Annotated in this window: 14 protein-coding genes (1 of these 14 only partly in view); 11 read left to right on the plus strand and 3 right to left on the minus strand. The window is 32.9% G+C overall.

Annotated elements, in window-relative coordinates:
- The 3 genes from H4V97_RS01615 to H4V97_RS01625 all read left to right on the plus strand — a co-directional run.
- Positions 1–2025, plus strand: partial view of a histidine kinase gene (locus tag H4V97_RS01615; protein WP_209548737.1) — the 3' portion only. Its footprint begins 972 nt before the window's first position; 2025 of the gene's 2997 nt are visible here — the last part of the coding sequence; the start codon falls outside the window, past its left edge; the stop codon is at positions 2023–2025.
- A 270-nt stretch (positions 2026–2295) separates the two neighbouring features.
- Entirely contained in the window at positions 2296–2733 is a 438-nt protein-coding gene (locus H4V97_RS01620) for a hypothetical protein (protein ID WP_196851327.1), read from the plus strand.
- Positions 2734–2938: 205 nt separating this feature from the next.
- Positions 2939–4555: an amidase gene (locus tag H4V97_RS01625; RefSeq protein WP_209548738.1), complete on the plus strand. Its 1617-nt coding sequence runs from the start codon at positions 2939–2941 to the stop codon at positions 4553–4555.
- 48 nt (positions 4556–4603) lie between these two features.
- Here the strand turns inward: H4V97_RS01625 and H4V97_RS01630 are convergent, their stop codons facing one another.
- The 3 genes from H4V97_RS01630 to H4V97_RS01640 form a co-directional block, all read right to left on the minus strand.
- Positions 4604–5248, minus strand: coding sequence for an endonuclease III domain-containing protein (locus H4V97_RS01630; protein WP_209548739.1), 645 nt, complete (start codon positions 5246–5248; stop codon positions 4604–4606).
- Positions 5249–5251: 3 nt separating this feature from the next.
- The gene (msrB, locus tag H4V97_RS01635) at positions 5252–5644 is read right to left on the minus strand and encodes a peptide-methionine (R)-S-oxide reductase MsrB (protein ID WP_196851330.1); all 393 of its coding nucleotides are present in this window, start codon (positions 5642–5644) and stop codon (positions 5252–5254) included.
- Positions 5645–5736: 92 nt separating this feature from the next.
- Complete coding sequence (locus H4V97_RS01640; RefSeq protein ID WP_209548740.1) at positions 5737–6603, minus strand: alpha/beta fold hydrolase; 867 nt, start codon at positions 6601–6603, stop codon at positions 5737–5739.
- Positions 6604–6788: 185 nt separating this feature from the next.
- On the opposite strand from H4V97_RS01640, the gene H4V97_RS01645 reads away from it, so the two are divergent.
- The 8 genes from H4V97_RS01645 (at position 6789) to lon (ending at position 20109) form a co-directional block, all read left to right on the plus strand.
- A complete protein-coding gene (locus tag H4V97_RS01645; RefSeq protein WP_196851332.1) occupies positions 6789–8210 on the plus strand; it encodes a glycogen synthase in 1422 nt (473 codons plus the stop codon).
- Positions 8207–9487 carry a glucose-1-phosphate adenylyltransferase gene (locus H4V97_RS01650; protein WP_196851333.1) on the plus strand — a complete coding sequence of 427 codons (1281 nt, stop codon included), beginning with the start codon at positions 8207–8209 and terminating at the stop codon, positions 9485–9487. Before H4V97_RS01645 ends, H4V97_RS01650 begins: the two co-directional genes overlap by 4 nt.
- Positions 9488–9759: 272 nt before the next feature.
- The gene (gene glgB, locus H4V97_RS01655) at positions 9760–11667 is read left to right on the plus strand and encodes a 1,4-alpha-glucan branching protein GlgB (protein WP_209548741.1); all 1908 of its coding nucleotides are present in this window, start codon (positions 9760–9762) and stop codon (positions 11665–11667) included.
- A 227-nt stretch (positions 11668–11894) separates the two neighbouring features.
- Positions 11895–12302, plus strand: coding sequence for a GxxExxY protein (locus H4V97_RS01660; protein WP_209548742.1), 408 nt, complete (start codon positions 11895–11897; stop codon positions 12300–12302).
- A gap of 208 nt (positions 12303–12510) precedes the next feature.
- The gene (locus tag H4V97_RS01665) at positions 12511–14910 is read left to right on the plus strand and encodes a glycoside hydrolase family 31 protein (RefSeq protein WP_209548743.1); all 2400 of its coding nucleotides are present in this window, start codon (positions 12511–12513) and stop codon (positions 14908–14910) included.
- An 88-nt stretch (positions 14911–14998) separates the two neighbouring features.
- Positions 14999–15814 (plus strand): M48 family metallopeptidase, encoded by an 816-nt coding sequence (locus H4V97_RS01670; RefSeq protein WP_196851337.1) that lies wholly within the window; start codon positions 14999–15001, stop codon positions 15812–15814.
- Positions 15815–16035: 221 nt separating this feature from the next.
- Positions 16036–17361, plus strand: coding sequence for an MFS transporter (locus H4V97_RS01675; protein ID WP_209548744.1), 1326 nt, complete (start codon positions 16036–16038; stop codon positions 17359–17361).
- Between the two features lie 297 nt (positions 17362–17658).
- On the plus strand, positions 17659–20109 hold the full coding sequence (gene lon, locus H4V97_RS01680; protein WP_209548745.1) for an endopeptidase La: 2451 nt from the start codon (positions 17659–17661) through the stop codon (positions 20107–20109).
- Positions 20110–20198: the final 89 nt, after the last annotated feature.

The raw sequence follows: 20198 nt of genomic DNA on the forward strand, positions 1-20198 counted from the left end.
GATTATTCTCCATTTGATGGAAATTCAATTATTGATTTTGAAAATTTTGATAAACGCAAATTTATTTTACACAACAAAGGAGTAACTATTTTAGAATCTAACAAGGAAATAATAAAAAAGATTTCACTTTCGGATTTTAAAAAGGTTGAACAAGCCTATTTAAACAAAGGAAGTAATATTGTAAACAGACAAGGAGTTGAATCGAGAGATTTTGAACTGAATTTTAATATTAAAGCGGACGGAATTGTATTTTATGAGATGGTTAAACATAAAAATTCATTCTGGATTGGCAGCAATATTGGAATATTTGAAATTAATTATTTAGGAAAAATCATCAATTACGTACCTAAACATAGTCTAAAATTTGGATTTTCTTCGAACGATAAATTTATTGAAACCATTACTTATGCAGGTGTTCGAGTATATGATGATATTTATAAACTTAAAAGTACACATTATTCAAAATTTGAAAAAAATACGCCACAATATATTGTACAAATATTAAATAATAAGGACAAAACGTATCTTTTGTCGGTTTTTAATGGTTTGTATGTATATCATAACAATCAATTTCAATCGTATTTAGCTGATGGTATTTGGAAAGAAAATAAGTTTAAGCATATCACTGTAAATGATAAAGGCCAACTTATTTTAGCTGCTGAATTTGGAAATGTATTTATTATCGAGGACACTAATACTTTTAAAGTTTTAAAAACGATTTCTAAAAATAAACTCGTTGGTAAAACCATTCTTTTCCTAGAAGCTTACAAAGATTGTATTCTTATAGGAACTGAAAAAGGAATTAACATTTACCTAAATGGTAAATTTCGATTGATCGACCAAGAGCAAGGCTTAAAAGATTGTAATTTTACAACCTCTCAAATTTTTGACAATCAGTTGTCGTTAGGGACGAAAAATGGTTTTTATACTGTTGATTTAGATAAACTTTTAAAGGAGCAAATTACCGTTTCGGGTTTAGATATAACGAAGATAGCGGTAAATAACATTCTCGTCGATCAATCAAATTACAAATGGTTCAAGTATGCTTCAAGTAAATTAGTCCGTGATTATCAACAGAATTCTTTTTCTATTGATTTTATTCCAAAGGGACATCCTTTTCCGGAGAAATTAAAATTCCGTTATCGCTTGAAGTCTACAAATCGATGGAGTCCTTACAGTGATAAAGCAAACTTATTTTTACCTTATTTGCCTTTTGGGGATTATGCAGTAGAAATAGAAGTTTTTGATTCTAACGCTGGAAAATCCAATATTTTTAAACTGTTGGATATTTGTGTGGAGCCGCCATTTTGGTTTACTTGGTGGTTTATATGTCTAATAATTTTATTTATTTCGGGTATTGTATTATATATCATTAACCGAAAAAAGAATATTGCCAGAGATAAAGCTAGTAAAGAAAAACAAATAACTGAAGCTAAGTTTGAAGCCTTGTCTAACCAGATGAATCCTCATTTTATTTATAATGCTTTAAATTCTATTCAAGATTATGTTGGTGCTAATGATGAGCACAATTCAACATTATATATTAGTGAATTTGCCGGATTGATGCGAAAAACTTTGAAAAATTCACCAAAACAGACCATCACAATTGAAGATGAAGTAGAGTATTTAGAAAGTTATATATATATTGAAAACATGCGATTTAAGGATCGTGTTGTAAGTGAAATTTATTTAGATCCTTCAATTGATGATACAGTATTAGAAATTCCTCCCATGCTAATTCAGCCTTTTGTAGAAAATGTTTTTGTTCACGCTTTTGATGAATCACATCCATCGCCAAAACTGAAAATTTCTTTTGAAATGGTTAACGAGAAAGTTTTAGAATGCAAAATAATTGATAATGGAAAAGGATTAAATGCTCATAAACAATCTAAATTTCATGTTTTAAGAGGAATTGCATTAGCTCGAGAGCGAATCATTTTATTGCAGCCTTCTAATGTTGACCCGATCCATATTCAGTTTACGGAAAATGACGGAACTACGGTTACCATCCAATTGTTTTTTTAATAGTCAAAATTCTAATTTTTAAAAGCTCTTATCACTAGGTAAGGGCTTTTTCGTTTTCATTCTTTTAATAATTCAAGAATATTTAACAAAATTATAAATATTTTTTAAAAAAAACAGCTCATTTACGGTTTTCCGTAAAGAATCTCTTTCGAATAGCTATATGTTTGGCTTATAAATTTAGAAACATCAAATTTCACTCGTGTAAAATTTTAAAAAATTGACACAAGCTATTTCAAATTTTTTATGTTAGACCTATTGAATTTTAAAAATATGTTAGACCCAAACCGACCGTATAGCAGAGTAGAAATAGATCGAGTTTTTACCCGAGTTAAAGCAGCTATGCATGTTAAGGCTTTATTAAATGGAGAATCCAAAGGATTGAGCCAAGCACATTTTTATGACGCTTACACAGGAAAAGAACTTATAGGCGGCGATGCATACGATTATGAACACATTCGATCATCGGAAGAAATTCACACAAGGTATAAATCAATCCTAACTGATGAACAAATAGCCTTAGTTGCTAACTGTGTGGAAAACGTTGCTGTAACTCGTACCTCCATTAACAAATCTAAGGGAAAGCGAAAAATGGAAGATTGGTTGCGTAATAAGGACAATATCGTAACTCATGGAATTGATCTGAAATTAGCACTATCCAATTTAAAAAAAGCTGATGATGGGATTGAAAGAATTGTGAAATGGTTTTGAAATTGTAGCATTCAAATCTGGTCTTAAAAGATTATTTGAATCTATACGGTATAATTTATATTTAAATCTGAACTCATTTTTCTTTACAACCCACCTTGTTGGCCAAATCAAGCTCTTAAATAATAATTTATTAACATAGTTGAACAATTGGTTTATATAAAGTACTTTAGAGGAATCTATTTTACCAAAATAAACCACTTAACCTATGAAAAGGAGAACCTTTTTGACCACTGCAACGTTAGCATCTGCAGGCTTGAGTACACTTTTGATTTCGAGTTGTGTTGATACAAAGAAAAATGAAAAACAAGAGGCTACAGATGATTCCGTTGAAGCATTTGAATTAGAAGAAGAAACTATCAGTAATTTAAGAGAAAAGTTAGCTTCGGGAAAGTACAGTTCAGAGCAATTAGTACAAATGTATTTAGATCGAATAGAGGCCATTGATAAAAAAGGTCCAAAACTAAATTCGATTATAGAATTAAATCCAGATGGGTTGTCTATTGCAAAAGCATTGGATTCTGACATGAAAGCAGGTAGAATTAGAGGGATTTTACATGGAATTCCAATTCTGATAAAAGACAATATCGATACTGCTGATAAAATGCAAACTACTGCCGGTTCATTAGCAATGGTTGGTAATATTGCTTCAAAAGATGCTTTTATAGTTAAAAAGCTCAGAGAGGCTGGTGCCGTAATCATTGGTAAAACCAATTTAAGCGAATGGGCAAATTTTCGTTCTACCCAATCCTCTTCCGGATGGAGCAGCAGAGGCGGTCAAACAAAAAATCCTTATATTTTAGATCATAGTCCCTGCGGTTCGAGTGCTGGTTCAGGAGTGGCAGTGTCCGCAAATCTCTGCGCTGCAGCCGTTGGAACAGAGACTGATGGCTCTATTGTGTGTCCAGCTTCAGTTAATGGTGTCGTAGGGATTAAACCTACTGTAGGTTTAGTAAGCAGATCCGGAATTATTCCTATTTCAAAAACGCAAGATACAGCGGGTCCTATGGCAAGGACTGTAAGTGATGCTGCTATTTTATTAAGTGCATTGGCAGCTGTTGACCCAGAAGATGCTGTAACGCTTGAAAGCAAGGGAAAGGCTCAAAAGGATTATACGACTTTTTTAGATGTTAATGCTTTGAAAGGCAAACGCATTGGAATTGAGAAAAAACCTCAAGGGAATAATAAAATCATTAATGAAGTTTTAGACGGTGCCATCAAGCTTCTCAAAAAACAAGGTGCTGTCATTATCGAAATTGACTATTTGGATAAAATTAATGCTTTTGGTCAAGCCGAATTTGAAGTTTTGCAGTATGAATTTAAAGATGGATTGAATAATTATTTGGCTAAATCCAATGCAAAAGTAAAGACTTTGAAAGAAGTAATTGATTACAACAATACTAATGAAGATAAAGCAATGCCCTATTTTAGACAGGAAACTTTAGAAAGTTCAAATGCTAAACAAGGGTTGAATGACCCAAAATATTTAGATGCTTTGGCCAAAAGTTTTGAAGGCAGTAAAAAGGTTTTGAACGCTGTTTTCAAAGAACATCAATTAGATGCCATTTGTGGAATTACAATGGGACCAGCATGCAGTATTGATACTATTTATGGTGACCGTTGGGGATATTCATTAACAACACCGGCCGCCGCGAGTGGTTATCCTCATATTACAGTTCCTTGCGGGCAGGCTTATGATTTACCCGTTGGTTTGTCTTTTTTTGGAACTCCTTATATGGAAGGAGAATTAATTGGGTTGGGTTATGCTTATGAACAAGCATCCAAAAAACGTTTAAAACCAGTGCTTAAAGCTTCTTTTTTATAAAATATTGCGGTTGAAAATATTTATAAGGGTAAATGAGTGGCTCACTTTTTACCCTTGTATTTTTTTATAAAAGACACAAATGGCGTTAATTGGACATTCCGTACATTTGGGTTGTGGTCTGCAAATTTCTCTGCCCAAAAAAGAGATTGCCATACCAATTTCACCCCAAATTTCTTTACGAAATATTTCCATGAGTTGTTTTTCGGCTTTGATACCGTCTTTGGTTTCAGGGATTAATCCAATTCTTGGAGCGACGCGGATCACATGTAAATCGGTTATGATTCCTTCTGCAGGAACTTTTGCTTCTCGCATAATGACATTGGCCGATTTTCTTCCAATTCCTTTTAGCGCTGTCAAATCGTCCATTGTGAGGGGAATATTCTTGTCTTTTTGGACGGTTTTTGCAATTTCTAATATCCAACTGGCTTTCGTACCAAAGTTTCTAATTTTAGAGATATAAGGAATCACTGCTTCCACATTCGAAACAGCTAAACTCTCCATATTTGGAAAAGCTTTAAATAAATTAGGTGCAATTAAATTAATTTTTGCATCCGAATCTTGGGCAGATAAAACAATCATTACCACAAATTGGTATAAATTGTGGTAATCCAGTGGATGTTTTCGTCCTTTGTATTTTTTCAGAATAGGTTCCAATTTTTGCGCCCAATCATTTGACTTTTCTGATAAAGACATCTTTTATTTTTCTTTAAAATCTACGGATAAGGAATTTACACAATAGCGTTGTCCTGTTTTAGTAGGTCCATCATCAAATACATGACCCAAATGGCTACCGCAATTTGCGCATAAAATTTCGGTGCGTTTCATTCCATGAGTGACGTCCGAGATGTATTCTACTTTTCCGGGAATTGATTCATCGAATGATGGCCAACCGCAATGCGCGTCAAACTTAGAATTGCTTTCAAATAAAGGTTCTCCGCAGGCGCCACAACAATAGGTGCCTTTTTCGAAAGTAAGGTTGTACTTGCCAGTGTGCGGGTATTCGGTTCCTTTTTGGCGAAGAATACGGTAACGCTCCGCACCTAATTCTTCTTTCCACTGATCTTCTGATTTTTCTATGGGATATTTCATCGTTATTAATTTTAGTAAAAATTATTATTATTTATTTTTTATCTCTAGCTGATAAAATTATAAAATTTTTGATTTATATTGTTGTAAACCAGTTATTTATTCTGAATGAATTGCACTGTCTTTTCAATTACTTTTTGGTTACCCAGAATCTTGCGATGTCCTAATCCTTCGGTTAACATTAGCTCTCCATTTTTTAAGTGTTTGTGAATGTGGATTCCAGCTTTTACAGCAACGTCAGGATCATTTTTATCATGAATTACCAAAACGGGGACGGCAGTTTCTGCAGCTGCCAAATAAGCCGAATAACTATTCATATCTTCCTTATATTTTTTTTCGAAATGCAACCTTAAAAGAGTGCTAATATTTGGTTTTAGTTCTAATTTCGCCACAAAATCATCCATAATATCTTGTACGATATCTCCGCTTCCAATAACTACAGCATGATTTACTTTAAGTCCTTTTTTTATAGCATTCAAAATTGACATTCCGCCTAATGAATGACCAACAGCTGCTTCGAAAGGGCCAAATTGTTTGTCTATTTCTAAAATAGTGGCAATAAAATCAACCATAATGGTAGTTTTTCCGGGAGATTTACCGTGTGCCGGTGCGTCAAAACTAATAGTGGAATAACCGGCTTTAAGTAATTCATCTGCTATTTTGAATAATTGAGTACCTCGGCCTGACCAGCCGTGAACTAATAAAATTTTCTTTTCACTTTTACCATAATTATAAACGATTACCTCTTTTTTAATTGTAGGAATAAGAATCAATTTTTGAATGCTTTTACGGTCCATTTCTAATTCTCTTTTAGGAATTTTATGTTTTATAGGCGTGGTAAATAATTTTGCGGCGAATAGAGTAACTAGTTTTGGAGAAATAAAAGAGAAAAATTTACTGGTTAGTAATATAAATCTAGGAATTTTCAATGATTGTGTATGAATAGAAGTTTTTTTTGTCATTACAATAAATTTTCAACAGCGTTATAAGTTTATAAATTTTTCACTAAATTTAGAAAAACATAAAAGTAGTATTTTTTCTAAAAATTTAATGAATTATTAGCAATTACTTAAAAGTAAATAAAGCAAATACGCTGTAATAAAATGTAGTATTGTCTCAGCTATAATTATTGAAAAAAAAATCAGAAATGGAAATATTTCATATTAGTGCAGAATGTTATCCTGTAGCAAAAGTAGGTGGCTTAGCGGATGTAGTTGGGGCATTGCCAAAGTATCAAAGCATTGCCGGACACAAAGTGAGAGTCGTGATGCCTTGTTACGACACTAAATTCAGGAAAGAAAATGAATTTGAATGCGTGCATTGGGGCCATGTAAAATTAGGAAATTTCAATTTTCCCTTCAATATTCTTAAAGAGAAAACGGATAAATTGGAATTTGAACTGTATTTGGTTGAAATGCCAGATTTATTTGATAGAAAAGAAGTTTATGGTTATGAAGATGATATTGAACGTTTCTTGTCTTTCCAAATTGCCACTTTAGATTGGATAATAGGAAGAAATCAGATTCCAGATGTAATTAATTGTCATGATCATCATACTGGATTAATTCCATTTATGATGTTGTATTGTGATAAATATGAAAAATTACAGGATACACCGTCCATGATTACGATTCACAATGGGTTGTATCAAGGGCAGTTTGGATTCGATAAATTGTTTTATTTACCAAAATTTGATTTATCGCATGTCAAAGTTTTAGAGTGGGATAATTGTATCAATTCATTGGCAGTAGCCATTAAATGTGCTTGGGCCGTGACGACAGTTTCTCCTAACTATTTGAATGAAATAAATTATTCGGCAAATGGATTAGAATCTTTATTTAATCTGGTGCGCTATAAGTCAAAAGGAATATTAAACGGAATCGATGTAGAAGTTTGGGATCCTTCAAATGATGCCATGTTGGAAAAAAATTATTCGATTAAAAATTTCGAAAAAGGGAAACAGGAAAATAAAGAAAAATTGTGCAACCTTTTCAATTTAGACCCAAGTAAACCACTTTTTAGTTTCATTGGACGATTATTAGAAGAAAAAGGAGGAGACCTATTGCCTCATGCTTCAGCACTTGCTTTGTCTGAGAATTTTGGGGAAATCAACATTTTGATTTTAGGTTCAGGAAACCCAGTTATAGAAAAACAATTGAATAATTTATTATCAGATTATAAAGGGAACTACAATACTTTTATTGGTTATAATGAAGAGTTAGCACATTTGATTTATGCCGGTTCTGATTTTTTACTAATGCCTTCCAGAGTTGAACCCTGTGGATTAAACCAAATGTATTCGCTACGTTACGGAACAATTCCTATTGTTAGAAGGACAGGCGGATTGAAAGATACTGTAATTGATTTTGGAGATGGAGGAAACGGAATATGCCATGATCAGGCTAGCGTTGGCGACATTTGTTATTCAATACAAAGAGCCGTTGATTTATTTCAGGACAAAAAAAGTTTTAATAAAATTAGAGAAATAGGCATGAACACAGATCACTCTTGGGGAAGTGTTTGCCAAGAATACATAGACACATATAATTTAATAATGAGTAAAAAATGAAAGCTAAAAAGAAAAATGTTATTGCAATTATTTTAGGTGGAGGACAAGGGTCTAGATTATATCCATTAACGGAAAGCAGGTCAAAACCGGCTGTGCCAATAGGAGGGAAATATAGATTGGTTGATATTCCAATTTCAAATTGCATGAATTCAGATATATACAGAATGTTTGTATTGACGCAATTTAATTCGGCTTCCTTAAACGCTCACATAAAAAACACCTATAACTTTAGTATTTTTAGTCATGCTTTTGTTGATATTCTAGCTGCCGAACAAACGCCTGATAATCCTACTTGGTTTCAAGGTACCGCGGATGCTGTAAGGCAATGTATGCCACATTTTTTGAATCATGATTTTGATTATGCATTAATTCTTTCAGGAGATCAATTGTATCAAATGGATTTTAATGATATGGTTGAAGAACATATTAAAAGGGAAGCTGATATTACTATTGCAACCTTGCCAGTTAATGCAAAAGATGCTCCGGAATTTGGAATTTTAAAAACAAATTCGGAAAATTGTATAGAATCCTTTATTGAAAAACCAGCTAAGGAATTATTACCAGATTGGGAATCTGACGTAAGTGATCAAATGAAGAGCGAAGGGAAAAATTATTTGGCTTCCATGGGCATTTATATATTCAACAGAAAATTGTTGATTGATATTATGTCTAATAAAGACACGAAAGATTTTGGTAAAGAAATTATTCCGCAGGCTGTTGGGCATAAAAAGATTTTGAGCTATCAATATGAAGGATATTGGACAGACATTGGGAATATTGATTCGTTTTTTGAAGCTAATATTGGATTAACCGAAGACTTACCTAAGTTTAATTTATTTGATAACGATAATAAGATTTTTACCAGACCAAGATTACTGCCTCCATCAAAATTTCAAAATACTATGGTTGATAAATCATTAATTTCTGAAGGTTGTATTTTGAATGCCAAAGAGATTGGTCATTCTGTAATTGGTATTCGATCCAGAATTGGTGATGGAACCATAATTCAGAATTGTTATGTTATGGGAAATGACTTCTATCAAAGTATTGATGACATGAATGAAGACATTAAAAACGGCAATCAATTAGTGGGAATTGGTGAAAGATGCTTTATCAATAATGCGATTGTAGATAAGAATTGTAGAATTGGAGATGATGTTTACATCAATGGTGGTTCTCATTTAGAAGATTTTTCAAATGAATTATATGCTATTAAAGATGGAATTGTTGTCATTAAAAAAGGCGCAGTGATACCTGATAATTATATTATAAAGTAGAGTAATAACCCCGAGGGTGTAAGTATTAAAAACGTCAGTTCGAGTGTTTTTGTGTAATGAAATGAAACAAAAAATGTATCGAGAACCGTTTTTAATAAAAATTTTTCTTGTTCTCGATACAATATTCTTCCCGAGGCTTCGGGGAGAAAATCACTCGAACTGACGAAAAATTAACACCAAAAACTAATTGCACCCAATGGGTAGAGTAATAAACTGTTTTTTCTTAAAACTAATGTTCTGTTTTTCATAAAATAGAACTAGAAGATTATTATATGAGTAAAGTTATCTCACATTCTCTTTTCACCGATTTTGATATTGATTTATTTAAGGCTGGAAAGCATTTCCGATTGTACGAAAAACTAGGTGCACACCTTATTGAAATTGATGGTGTTAAAGGTGTATATTTTGCAGTTTGGGCGCCCACGGCTCACTCGGTTTCTGTAGTCGGGGACTTTAATTTTTGGACACAAGGGGAACATCCGTTGCAAGTTCGTTGGGATTCTTCAGGGATTTGGGAAGGTTTTATTCCAAATATCGAAAAAGGTACAACCTATAAGTACATGATACAATCTAATAACGGCGGAATTATCACAGAGAAAGCGGATCCTTTTGCTTTTTATTGTGAAAAACCACCACACACTGCTTCAGTAGTTTGGGATTTAGATTATAAATGGAAAGATAAAAAATGGATGGAAACGCGTCAAAATCATAATGGTTTAGACAAGCCTTATTCTGTTTATGAAGTGCATTTAGGTTCATGGAAGCGTCATGCTGAAGACAATCGGTTTTTGACTTATCTCGAATTTGCAGTGGATTTAGTAAATTATATAAAAGAAACTGGATTTACTCACGTGGAGTTCATGCCAATTATGGAATATCCTTATGATCCGTCTTGGGGATATCAATTAGTCGGGTATTTTGCACCAACATCTCGTTTTGGAAACCCACAAGAATTTATGTTTTTGGTTGATAAATTGCATGAAGCAGGAATTGGAGTGATTCTGGATTGGGTTCCTTCTCATTTTCCTGATGATGCGCATGGTTTAGGTTTTTTTGATGGATCAAATCTATTTGAACATCCGGATCGCAGAAAAGGATATCATCCAGATTGGAAAAGTTTAGTTTTTAATTATGGACGAAATGAAGTTCGTTCTTTCTTGATCAGTAATGCACTTTTTTGGTTGCAACATTATCATGCTGATGCGCTTCGGGTTGATGCCGTTGCCTCTATGTTGTATTTAGATTATTCCAGAAATGAAGGAGAATGGGAACCTAATATTTACGGAGGCAGAGAAAATTTGGATACGATAAGTTTTTTGAAGGAATTCAATGAAGCCGTTTATTCTAATTTTGAAGGCGTTCAGACTATTGCTGAAGAAAGTACCTCTTTCCCTATGGTTTCCAGACCAACATCTGTTGGTGGTTTAGGATTTGGCATGAAATGGATGATGGGCTGGATGCACGATACTTTGGAATATTTTCAAAAAGACACGGTTTACAGAAAATACCATCAAAATGATTTGACTTTCTCGATGACCTACACGTTTTCTGAAAATTTCATGCTACCGCTTTCCCATGATGAAGTGGTGTATGGAAAGAAATCTATTGCCGGAAGAATGCCTGGTGACGAATGGCAGAAATTTGCAAACCTCAGATTATTATACGGTTATATGTTTATGCATCCAGGAACAAAGCTTTTGTTTATGGGTTGTGAATTTGGGCAAAGCAGAGAGTGGAATTTTGAAGGAAGTCTGGATTGGCATTTATTTGAATATCCGTATCATGAAGGTGTAAAAAAATTGATTACTGATTTGAACCATTTATACAAAACACAACCTGCATTGTATGAAAAACAATTTAATCCTGAAGGTTTTGAATGGATTAATTATTCCGATCATCAAAATGCGGTTATGTCATTCATTCGAAAAGGGAATAACCAAAAAGAAGATGTTATTGTAGTTTGCAATTTTACACAAATTGTTCGTCCAAATTATCGTATTGGTCTGCCGAGAAAAGGAAAACTAACAGAGATTTTTAATAGTGACGCTAAAATTTATGGCGGAAGTGGAGTATCTAATCCTAAAAAAACAGCAATTGAAGCGATGCCTTATGATGGAAGAGATTATTCAAGTGAGTTGCTTTTACCGCCTTTGAGTGTTACTGTTTTTAAAATTGGATAATTTGTTTCAAACAAGACAGACTATTTTTTAACAAAGAGAATTAGAGATTAAGAGGTATTCACGACAAGATGTGCTTTTTTTGTAAACAAACAATGTATTCAGTCCATAAATTCTATACTAATTCAAAGATTTTTAATAACATTTGCTCTTAATCTCTTTAACTCTTTGTTAAAAAAATAGATCTTTAAATTTCATTGTTGAAAAACTAATAGAAAATTGATAATCATATGGTTACAAAAGAATTTGTAGATGATTTAAGTTATGAAATTTTTGCTTCAATAATTGAAGTTCACAAAAATATTGGTCCTGGTTTGATAGAAAGTATTTATCATAAATGTTTGGCTCACGAATTAAGATTGAGGAATATTAATTTCACTTCTGAAGCTTCGTTTGATTTTAATTATAAAGATTTAAATTTAACGACTGATTTTAGATGCGATTTGTTTGTGGAAGATTGTATTATGCTAGAATTAAAAGCCGTTCAGGAGATTATTCCTTATTTCAAAACTAAACTAATTAGTCAAATGAAAATCGCGAAAGCGCCAAAAGGAATTCTTGTAAATTTTAATGTAAAAAATATAATGTCAGAAGGAAAATTTGTATTTCTAAATGAATATTACAGCCAATTGCCGTAAACAAAATGGAAAAAATGAAGCCCGAATTCGAACCTTCTATAATATTTAAATTTGGTTTTTAAAAAACATAAGAATAGCACTTCATCTCTAAATCTCGTTGTTAAACAACTACAACGTTTTCGTTAATAAACATCAGATATACATAGGCTTATGAAGTAATTTTGTATTTTTGACTACCCAATTTTGAATATAAATAATTCCACAGAAAATGATTACAAACACAGAATTAGAATATAAAGGAGATTTATATCCTACAAAAATAGTCTCTTTTGAGCATGAAGTAGATTCAATAAGTTTTCATACTGATAATAGTGTTATACTAAAAGTAACTGTATTAAGAGATAGTTTAATACGGTTTAGATTTACGACCAAAGGATATTTCAGCAATGATTTTTCCTATGCAATTGATAAAAGTCATTCGCATGGATATAATTTTCTTGAAGTTTCGGAAGTTGCGGACTATTACCAGATAAAAACAAGCAAAGTACAATGTAGAATTCAAAAAGCAGATATGAGATTATCTATTTTTGATTTGAATGAAAATATAATTTTAGAAGATGAATTAGGTTTTCATTGGGAGGAAAGCTACGAATATGGGGGTAATATCGTCAAAATGAGTAAAGCTTCGAAGGATGGAGAATGCTTTTATGGACTTGGTGATAAAGCTACACAGTTGAATTTGAAAGGAAAAAGATTGGAGAATTTTGCTACTGATCAATATGCTTTTCAAAAAGACCAAGAACCATTGTATAAAGTTGTTCCTTTTTATATTGGATTACAAAATAAACAATCGTACGGAATTTTCTTTGATAATACTTTTCGCACCTATTTTGATTTTTGTCACGAAAGAAGAAATGTAACTAGTTTTTGGGCTGAAGGTGGAGAGATGAATTACTATTTCATTTATGGTCCTCAAATGCAAGATGTGGTTACTACTTATACTGATTTGACTGGTAAACCGGAATTACCACCTTTATGGGCGCTAGGATATCACCAATGTAAATGGAGTTACTATCCCGAAAGTAATGTAAAAGAAGTTACGGCCAAATTTCGTGAATTGAAAATTCCTTGTGATGCCATTTATTTGGATATTGATTATATGGAAGGTTTTCGCTGTTTCACTTGGAACAAAGAATATTTTCCTGATCCAAAAAGAATGGTGGCTGAACTCGCCGAAGATGGTTTCAAAACTGTTGTAATCATTGACCCGGGTATAAAAATTGACAAAGAATATTCTGTATATAAAGAAGCTTTAGAAAAAGATTATTTCTGCAAAAGAGCGGATGGTCCTTATATGAAAGGAAAAGTATGGCCTGGAGAATGTAACTTTCCCGATTATACAAACCCAGCAGTTAGAGAATGGTGGGCAGGATTATTTAAAGAATTAATTTCAGACATTGGTGTAAAAGGAGTATGGAATGACATGAACGAACCTGCCGTTATGGAAGTTCCCAATAAAACATTCCCAATGGATGTGCGTCACGATTATGATGGAAATCCTTGCAGTCATAGAAAAGCCCATAATATTTATGGAACACAAATGGCCAGAGCAACTTATCACGGTGTTAAAAGATTTGCTTATCCCAAAAGACCTTTTATCATAACAAGATCAGCTTATTCTGGTGCGCAACGATACACCTCTTCTTGGACAGGTGATAACGTAGCAACCTGGGAACATTTGTGGATAGCTAATATTCAAGTACAGCGAATGTCTATTTCAGGAATGGGTTTCACTGGTTCAGATATTGGTGGATTTGCGGAGCAACCGTCTGGCGAATTGTACGCTCGTTGGATTCAGTTAGGTGTTTTTCATCCCTTTTGTAGAACTCACTCTTCTGGTGATCATGGCGATCAAGAGCCTTGGGCTTTTGACGAAGAAGTGATTGATATTACTAGAAAATTTGTCAACCTTCGGTACCAATTATTGCCCTATTTATATACCATGTTTTGGCAATATATTGAAGAAGGAATACCGATGCTAAAACCATTGGTATATTATGATCAGGAAGATATTCAAACACATTATAGAAATGACGAATTTGTGTTTGGTAATCAAATTCTAGTTTGCCCTATTCTTGAACCAAACTCTTTAGGTAGAAGGATGTATATACCTAGAGGACAGTGGTATAATTATTGGACAAACGAGGAAATCAAAGGCGGAAAAGAAATTTGGGTGGATACTAAATTTGATCAAATACCACTTTTTGTGAAAGCTGGCTCTGTTATTCCTAAATATCCTGTGCAACAATATGTAGGTGAGCTAGAATTTGACGAATTAACTTTGGAAATTTATTACAAAGAAGGTAAAGAAAAATCAGTAGTTTATGAGGATGCTCAAGATGGATATGATTATAAAAAAGGGAGATATAGTTTTTTATCATTTCAAACAACGGGGAAAGAGAAAGAGTTGATCATTCAGTTGCATAAAGAAGGGAAATATGATACTCCATATTCTAAGTATAAAATAAATTTAATAGGATTGCCTTTTACTATAAATACTATCGAAGTAGATAATGTCAAAATTTCATTTGATCAAAAATCTTTTGAAGAGGATAATTATTTAATCGTAGATAAGGAATTTACCGAGTTACATATAATTGGGGAATAACCAAAAAAGTTGATACTTTTGAAAGTAATTATGTAAGAGAATAATTGATAACTATTTGTATTTTTGTGTAATAATAAAACTTAAAATTATGAAAAAACATATATTATTAGGAATTTGTGCATTAGGGTTAGTTTATTCTTGTGCCACTAATCCAATTACAGGAAAAAAGAGTTTGAACTTTGTTTCAAATAGTGAATTGTTTCCATCATCATTTCAACAATATGGAACTTTTTTAAAGGCAAATAAAGTCATAGAAGGAACTGCTGATGCAAGAAGAGTTGAAACAGTAGGAACAAGAATTAAAATGGCATCAGAAAAATATTTAACTTATTTAGGACAAACACAATATCTAAACGATTATCGTTGGGAATATAAATTGGTTGATAATAAAGAAGTGAATGCTTGGTGTATGCCTGGTGGAAAGATTGTGGTTTACTCGGGAATTTTACCTATCACGAAAGATGATTCTGGTTTAGCTACCGTTTTAGGACATGAAGTTTCACATGCATTAGCAAATCATGGAGCGCAACGTATGAGTGCGGGTCAATTACAACAATTAGGCGCAGTAGGAGTAGCAGTTGCAAGCGGTAGTCAAAGCGCTGAAAAACAACAAATGTGGCAACAATATTATGGATTAGGTTCTCAAGTGGGAGTAATGCTTCCTTTTAGCAGAAGTCATGAAAGTGAAGCTGATAAAATTGGACTTACTCTGATGGCAATTGCGGGTTATAATCCAGATGATGCTATTGTTTTTTGGCAAAGAATGGCAGCGCAGTCAAAGGGTCAATCGCCACCAGAATTTCTTAGTACTCACCCTGCAGATGCCACTAGGATCGCAAATTTAAAAGCATTAATTCCGGAAGCTCGAGCAACAGCTGCGAAAGTTGGAATTATTCGTAGATAATTTTATTTTTTTAAATTCATTGTAAATTTTTTTTTAAACATTTGCAAATAAATTAATTTTCATATCTATTCAAGCTATTCTTTCGAGAATAGCTTTTTTTTTGCATTTAATTAAAAGAGGAGAGCAGATATCTCCTTAACGAAATATTAATGTACGATTTAGTGCTATTTTTTGAAATTCTATGCAAAAAACAAATAAATTCGTAGCAAAAAAATTATAATATGGCAAACCTACCAAAAGGCAGTAAAAAATTATTAAACGCTTGGGCTTTTTATGATTGGGCAAATTCAGTTTATCCATTGGTGATTTCATCCGCTGTTTTTCCAATTTTTTATGAAGCTTTGTTTTCAGACAGAAATCATTACATTTTAGTTTTTGGTTTTAGTTTTAAAAATTCAGCTTTAATAAGTTTTGTTACTGCATTTGCTTTTTTGATGGTGGCATTTATCTCTCCATTGCTGTCTGGAATTTCAGATTATGTCGGTAATAAAAAAACGTTCATGAAGTTTTTCTGTTATTTAGGCGCATTATCTTGTGTGGGATTATATTGGTTTAGTTTAGAAAATATTTATATCGGCTTATTGTTTTATTTTCTAGGTCTGATTGGATTTTGGGGAAGTTTAGTGTTTTATAATTCATATTTGCCTGATATTGCTTTTGTTGAGCAACAAGACGATACAAGCGCCAAAGGATATTCGTTGGGTTATGCAGGAAGCGTTATTTTATTGATTGTTAATTTGGCAATGATTATGATGCCAGATATTTTTGGTATTTCTGGAACTAAGGGAGAAGCTGCGATGAAGGCCATGCGGTATTCCTTTATAATGGTTGGTATATGGTGGATTGTTTTCAGTCAATATACGTACTATTACTTACCAAAAGGGAATAAAAATGCCGAACGAAAAGTAACGCATGCGGTTATTTTTAATGGCTTCAAAGAACTAAAAAAAGTTTGGGGTTTATTGAGTGAGAATTTAGCTTTGAAAAAGTATTTGCTTAGTTTTTTTGTTTACAGTATGGCTGTTCAAACCGTAATGCTTATCGCCACTTATTTTGGGGCGCAAGAAATAGCTTGGGAATCTAAAAGCGACAGTACGACGGGTTTAATAATTTGTATTTTGTTAATTCAATTGGTCGCAATTGTTGGTGCTTGGTTAACTTCTAAGGCTTCTGAAAAATTTGGAAACATTCCTACTTTGATTGTTATAAATTGTTTTTGGGTCTTACTTTGTGCTGCAGCATATTTTATTACGTCACCGTTGCAATTTTACATTATGGCTGGCTTAGTTGGACTTGTAATGGGAGGAATTCAATCTTTATCTCGTTCTACTTACTCTAAATTATTACCAGAAACTGAGGATACAGCTTCGTTCTTTAGTTTTTTTGATGTTTCAGAAAAAATTGGAATTGTCATTGGAATGCTTGTTTATGGTATTATTGATCAAATAACGGGAAGCCCAAGATTAGCAATTGTATTTCTTGGTGTCTTTTTTATTACTGGTGTCTTTTTACTTAGAAGAGTTCCAAAGCAAGAAGTTTTAAATTAAAGAGAACTATAGAAATAAAAAAATAATCAAGGATTTATTTTATAACGAACTAAAATAAACTTCCATAGAATTACCTTTCGTTTTAATTGTATACTTCAGCGTTATTTTATGAATTGAGTTAATTAAATTTACGTAAATCTATGCACTTTAGCCTGTATTTTGGCACAATGATTGTCTCTTTTAGGGTTGTACAAATTATTAGTGTCATACAGCGATTTTATTTAAAATAATAGTATGATAGCTTATATTTGCTTGACAAATTAAAATTTTTAATGACAAAAAGACTTAAATAAATATATGTCAAATCATAAAATACTTACAATTGACAATCTGTCACTTCAAGAATTTGATACCGAAGCAGATTTAATACCATTATTAACTCCTGAAGATGAGGAGGAGATGAACAATGAAGCATTGCCCGAATCATTAGCGATTTTGCCTCTTCGAAATATGGTTTTGTTTCCTGGAGTGGTAATACCAATTACGGCTGGAAGAGACAAATCCATAAAATTAATTAATGATGCAAATGCTGCTGGTAAAGTCATTGGTGTTGTTGCTCAAAAAAATGAGGAAGACGAAGATCCCACGACAGAAGATATCCATAAAGTAGGAACTGTAGCAAGAATTCTTCGTGTTTTAAAAATGCCCGATGGAAACGTAACGGTTATTCTTCAAGGAAAAAAACGATTTGAAATTGACAACGTTGTTTCGGAAGCCCCTTATATAGTTGCAAATATTAAAGAAATTGCAGAAAAAAGACCTGCTAAACACGACACGGAGTTTGTTGCAATTCTTGATTCGGTTAAGGAACTTGCTATTCAAATAATTAAAGAAAGTCCAAATATTCCAACGGAAGCAACATTTGCAATCAAAAATATTGAAAGCCAATCGTTTTTGATCAATTTTGTTACTTCAAACATGAATTTATCTGTCAAGGAAAAACAAGACTTACTGGCAATTAATGAATTGAAATTAAGAGCATTAGAGACATTGCGTTATATGAATATTGAGTTACAAAAACTCGAATTAAAAAACGATATTCAATCTAAAGTTCGTTTTGATTTAGATCAACAACAACGCGAATATTTCCTTCACCAACAAATGAAAACCATTCAAGAAGAATTGGGTGGCGTTTCTCAGGAAGAGGAAATGGATGAAATGAGTTTGAAAGCCAAATCAAAAAAATGGGACGAAAAAACGCAAAAGCATTTCGAGAAAGAGTTAGCTAAAATGCGTAAAATGAATCCTCAAGCACCTGATTTTGGAATTCAAAGAAACTATTTAGAATTGTTTTTAGATTTGCCGTGGAATGAGTATTCAAAAGATAACTTCGATTTAAAACGAGCACAAAAAATTCTTGACAGGGACCATTTTGGATTAGAAGACGTTAAGAAAAGAATGATAGAACATTTGGCAGTTTTAAAATTGCGAAATGATATGAAATCCCCAATTATTTGTTTGACAGGACCTCCGGGAGTTGGAAAAACTTCTATCGGACGATCAATTGCTGAAGCATTAGGCAGAAAATATGTTCGAATTTCGCTCGGTGGTTTGCGTGATGAAGCGGAAATACGAGGACACAGAAAAACCTATATCGGTGCAATGCCTGGCCGAATAATTCAAAGTTTGAAAAAAGCCGGGACATCAAATCCAGTTTTTGTTTTGGATGAAATTGATAAATTGTCAAACGGCAGTCACGGTGATCCATCTTCTGCTTTACTGGAAGTTTTAGACCCGGAACAAAATAATTCGTTTTATGATAATTTCTTGGAAATGGGATATGATTTGTCAAAAGTCATGTTTATTGCCACTTCAAATAATATGGCTACAGTCCAGCCTGCTTTGAAAGACAGAATGGAAATTATACAAATGTCAGGATATACTATTGAAGAAAAAGTAGAAATTTCGCGTCAGCATTTATTTCCAAGACAATTGAAAGAACACGGCTTGACTTCGAAAGATTTGACTATTGGAAAAAAACAATTGGAAAAAATTGTGGAAGGATATACGCGCGAATCTGGAGTTCGTGGTCTGGAAGCTAAAATTGCACAAGTGATTCGTAATGCGGCCAAATCAGTTGCAATGGAAGAGGAGTACAATAAAAAGGTTACGGATCAAGATATTATTAAAACCCTTGGTGTTCCTAGATTAGAACGTGATAAATATGAAAATAATGATGTTGCTGGCGTAGTTACAGGTTTGGCTTGGACGTCTGTTGGTGGTGATATTCTTTTCATAGAATCTTTACTTTCTCCAGGAAAAGGAGGAATGACCATAACTGGGAATTTGGGAACTGTGATGAAAGAGTCGGCAACAATTGCTTTGGAATATATCAAAGCTAATACTGCTCTTTTAGGTCTGGATTCAGAATTGCTATCAAAATATAATATTCACTTGCATGTTCCCGAAGGAGCTACCCCAAAAGATGGTCCTAGTGCTGGAATTGCCATGTTGACTTCTTTGGTTTCTCTTTTAACACAAAAGAGAGTGAAGAAAAATCTAGCGATGACAGGAGAAATTACCCTAAGAGGAAAAGTATTGCCTGTTGGAGGACTGAAGGAAAAGATTTTGGCAGCAAAAAGAGCGAACATAAAAGAAATTATTTTATGTCAGGATAATAAAAGTGATATTGATGAAATAAAACCGGAATATCTTGAAGGACTTACTTTTCATTATGTTAGGGAAATGAGTGACGTTTTGAAATTTGCTTTGACTGATCAAAAAGTTAAAAACGCAAAAGTTTTATAAGATATTTTTTTTATTCAAATTAAATTCCAAGATTATTGCTTAATTCTTTAAGTTTTAATCTTGGAATTTTTGTTTTATTTCGAATTTGC

The organism is Flavobacterium sp. CG_23.5, from assembly GCF_017875765.1.
In the GTDB taxonomy this organism is placed as follows: Bacteria; Bacteroidota; Bacteroidia; order Flavobacteriales; family Flavobacteriaceae; genus Flavobacterium.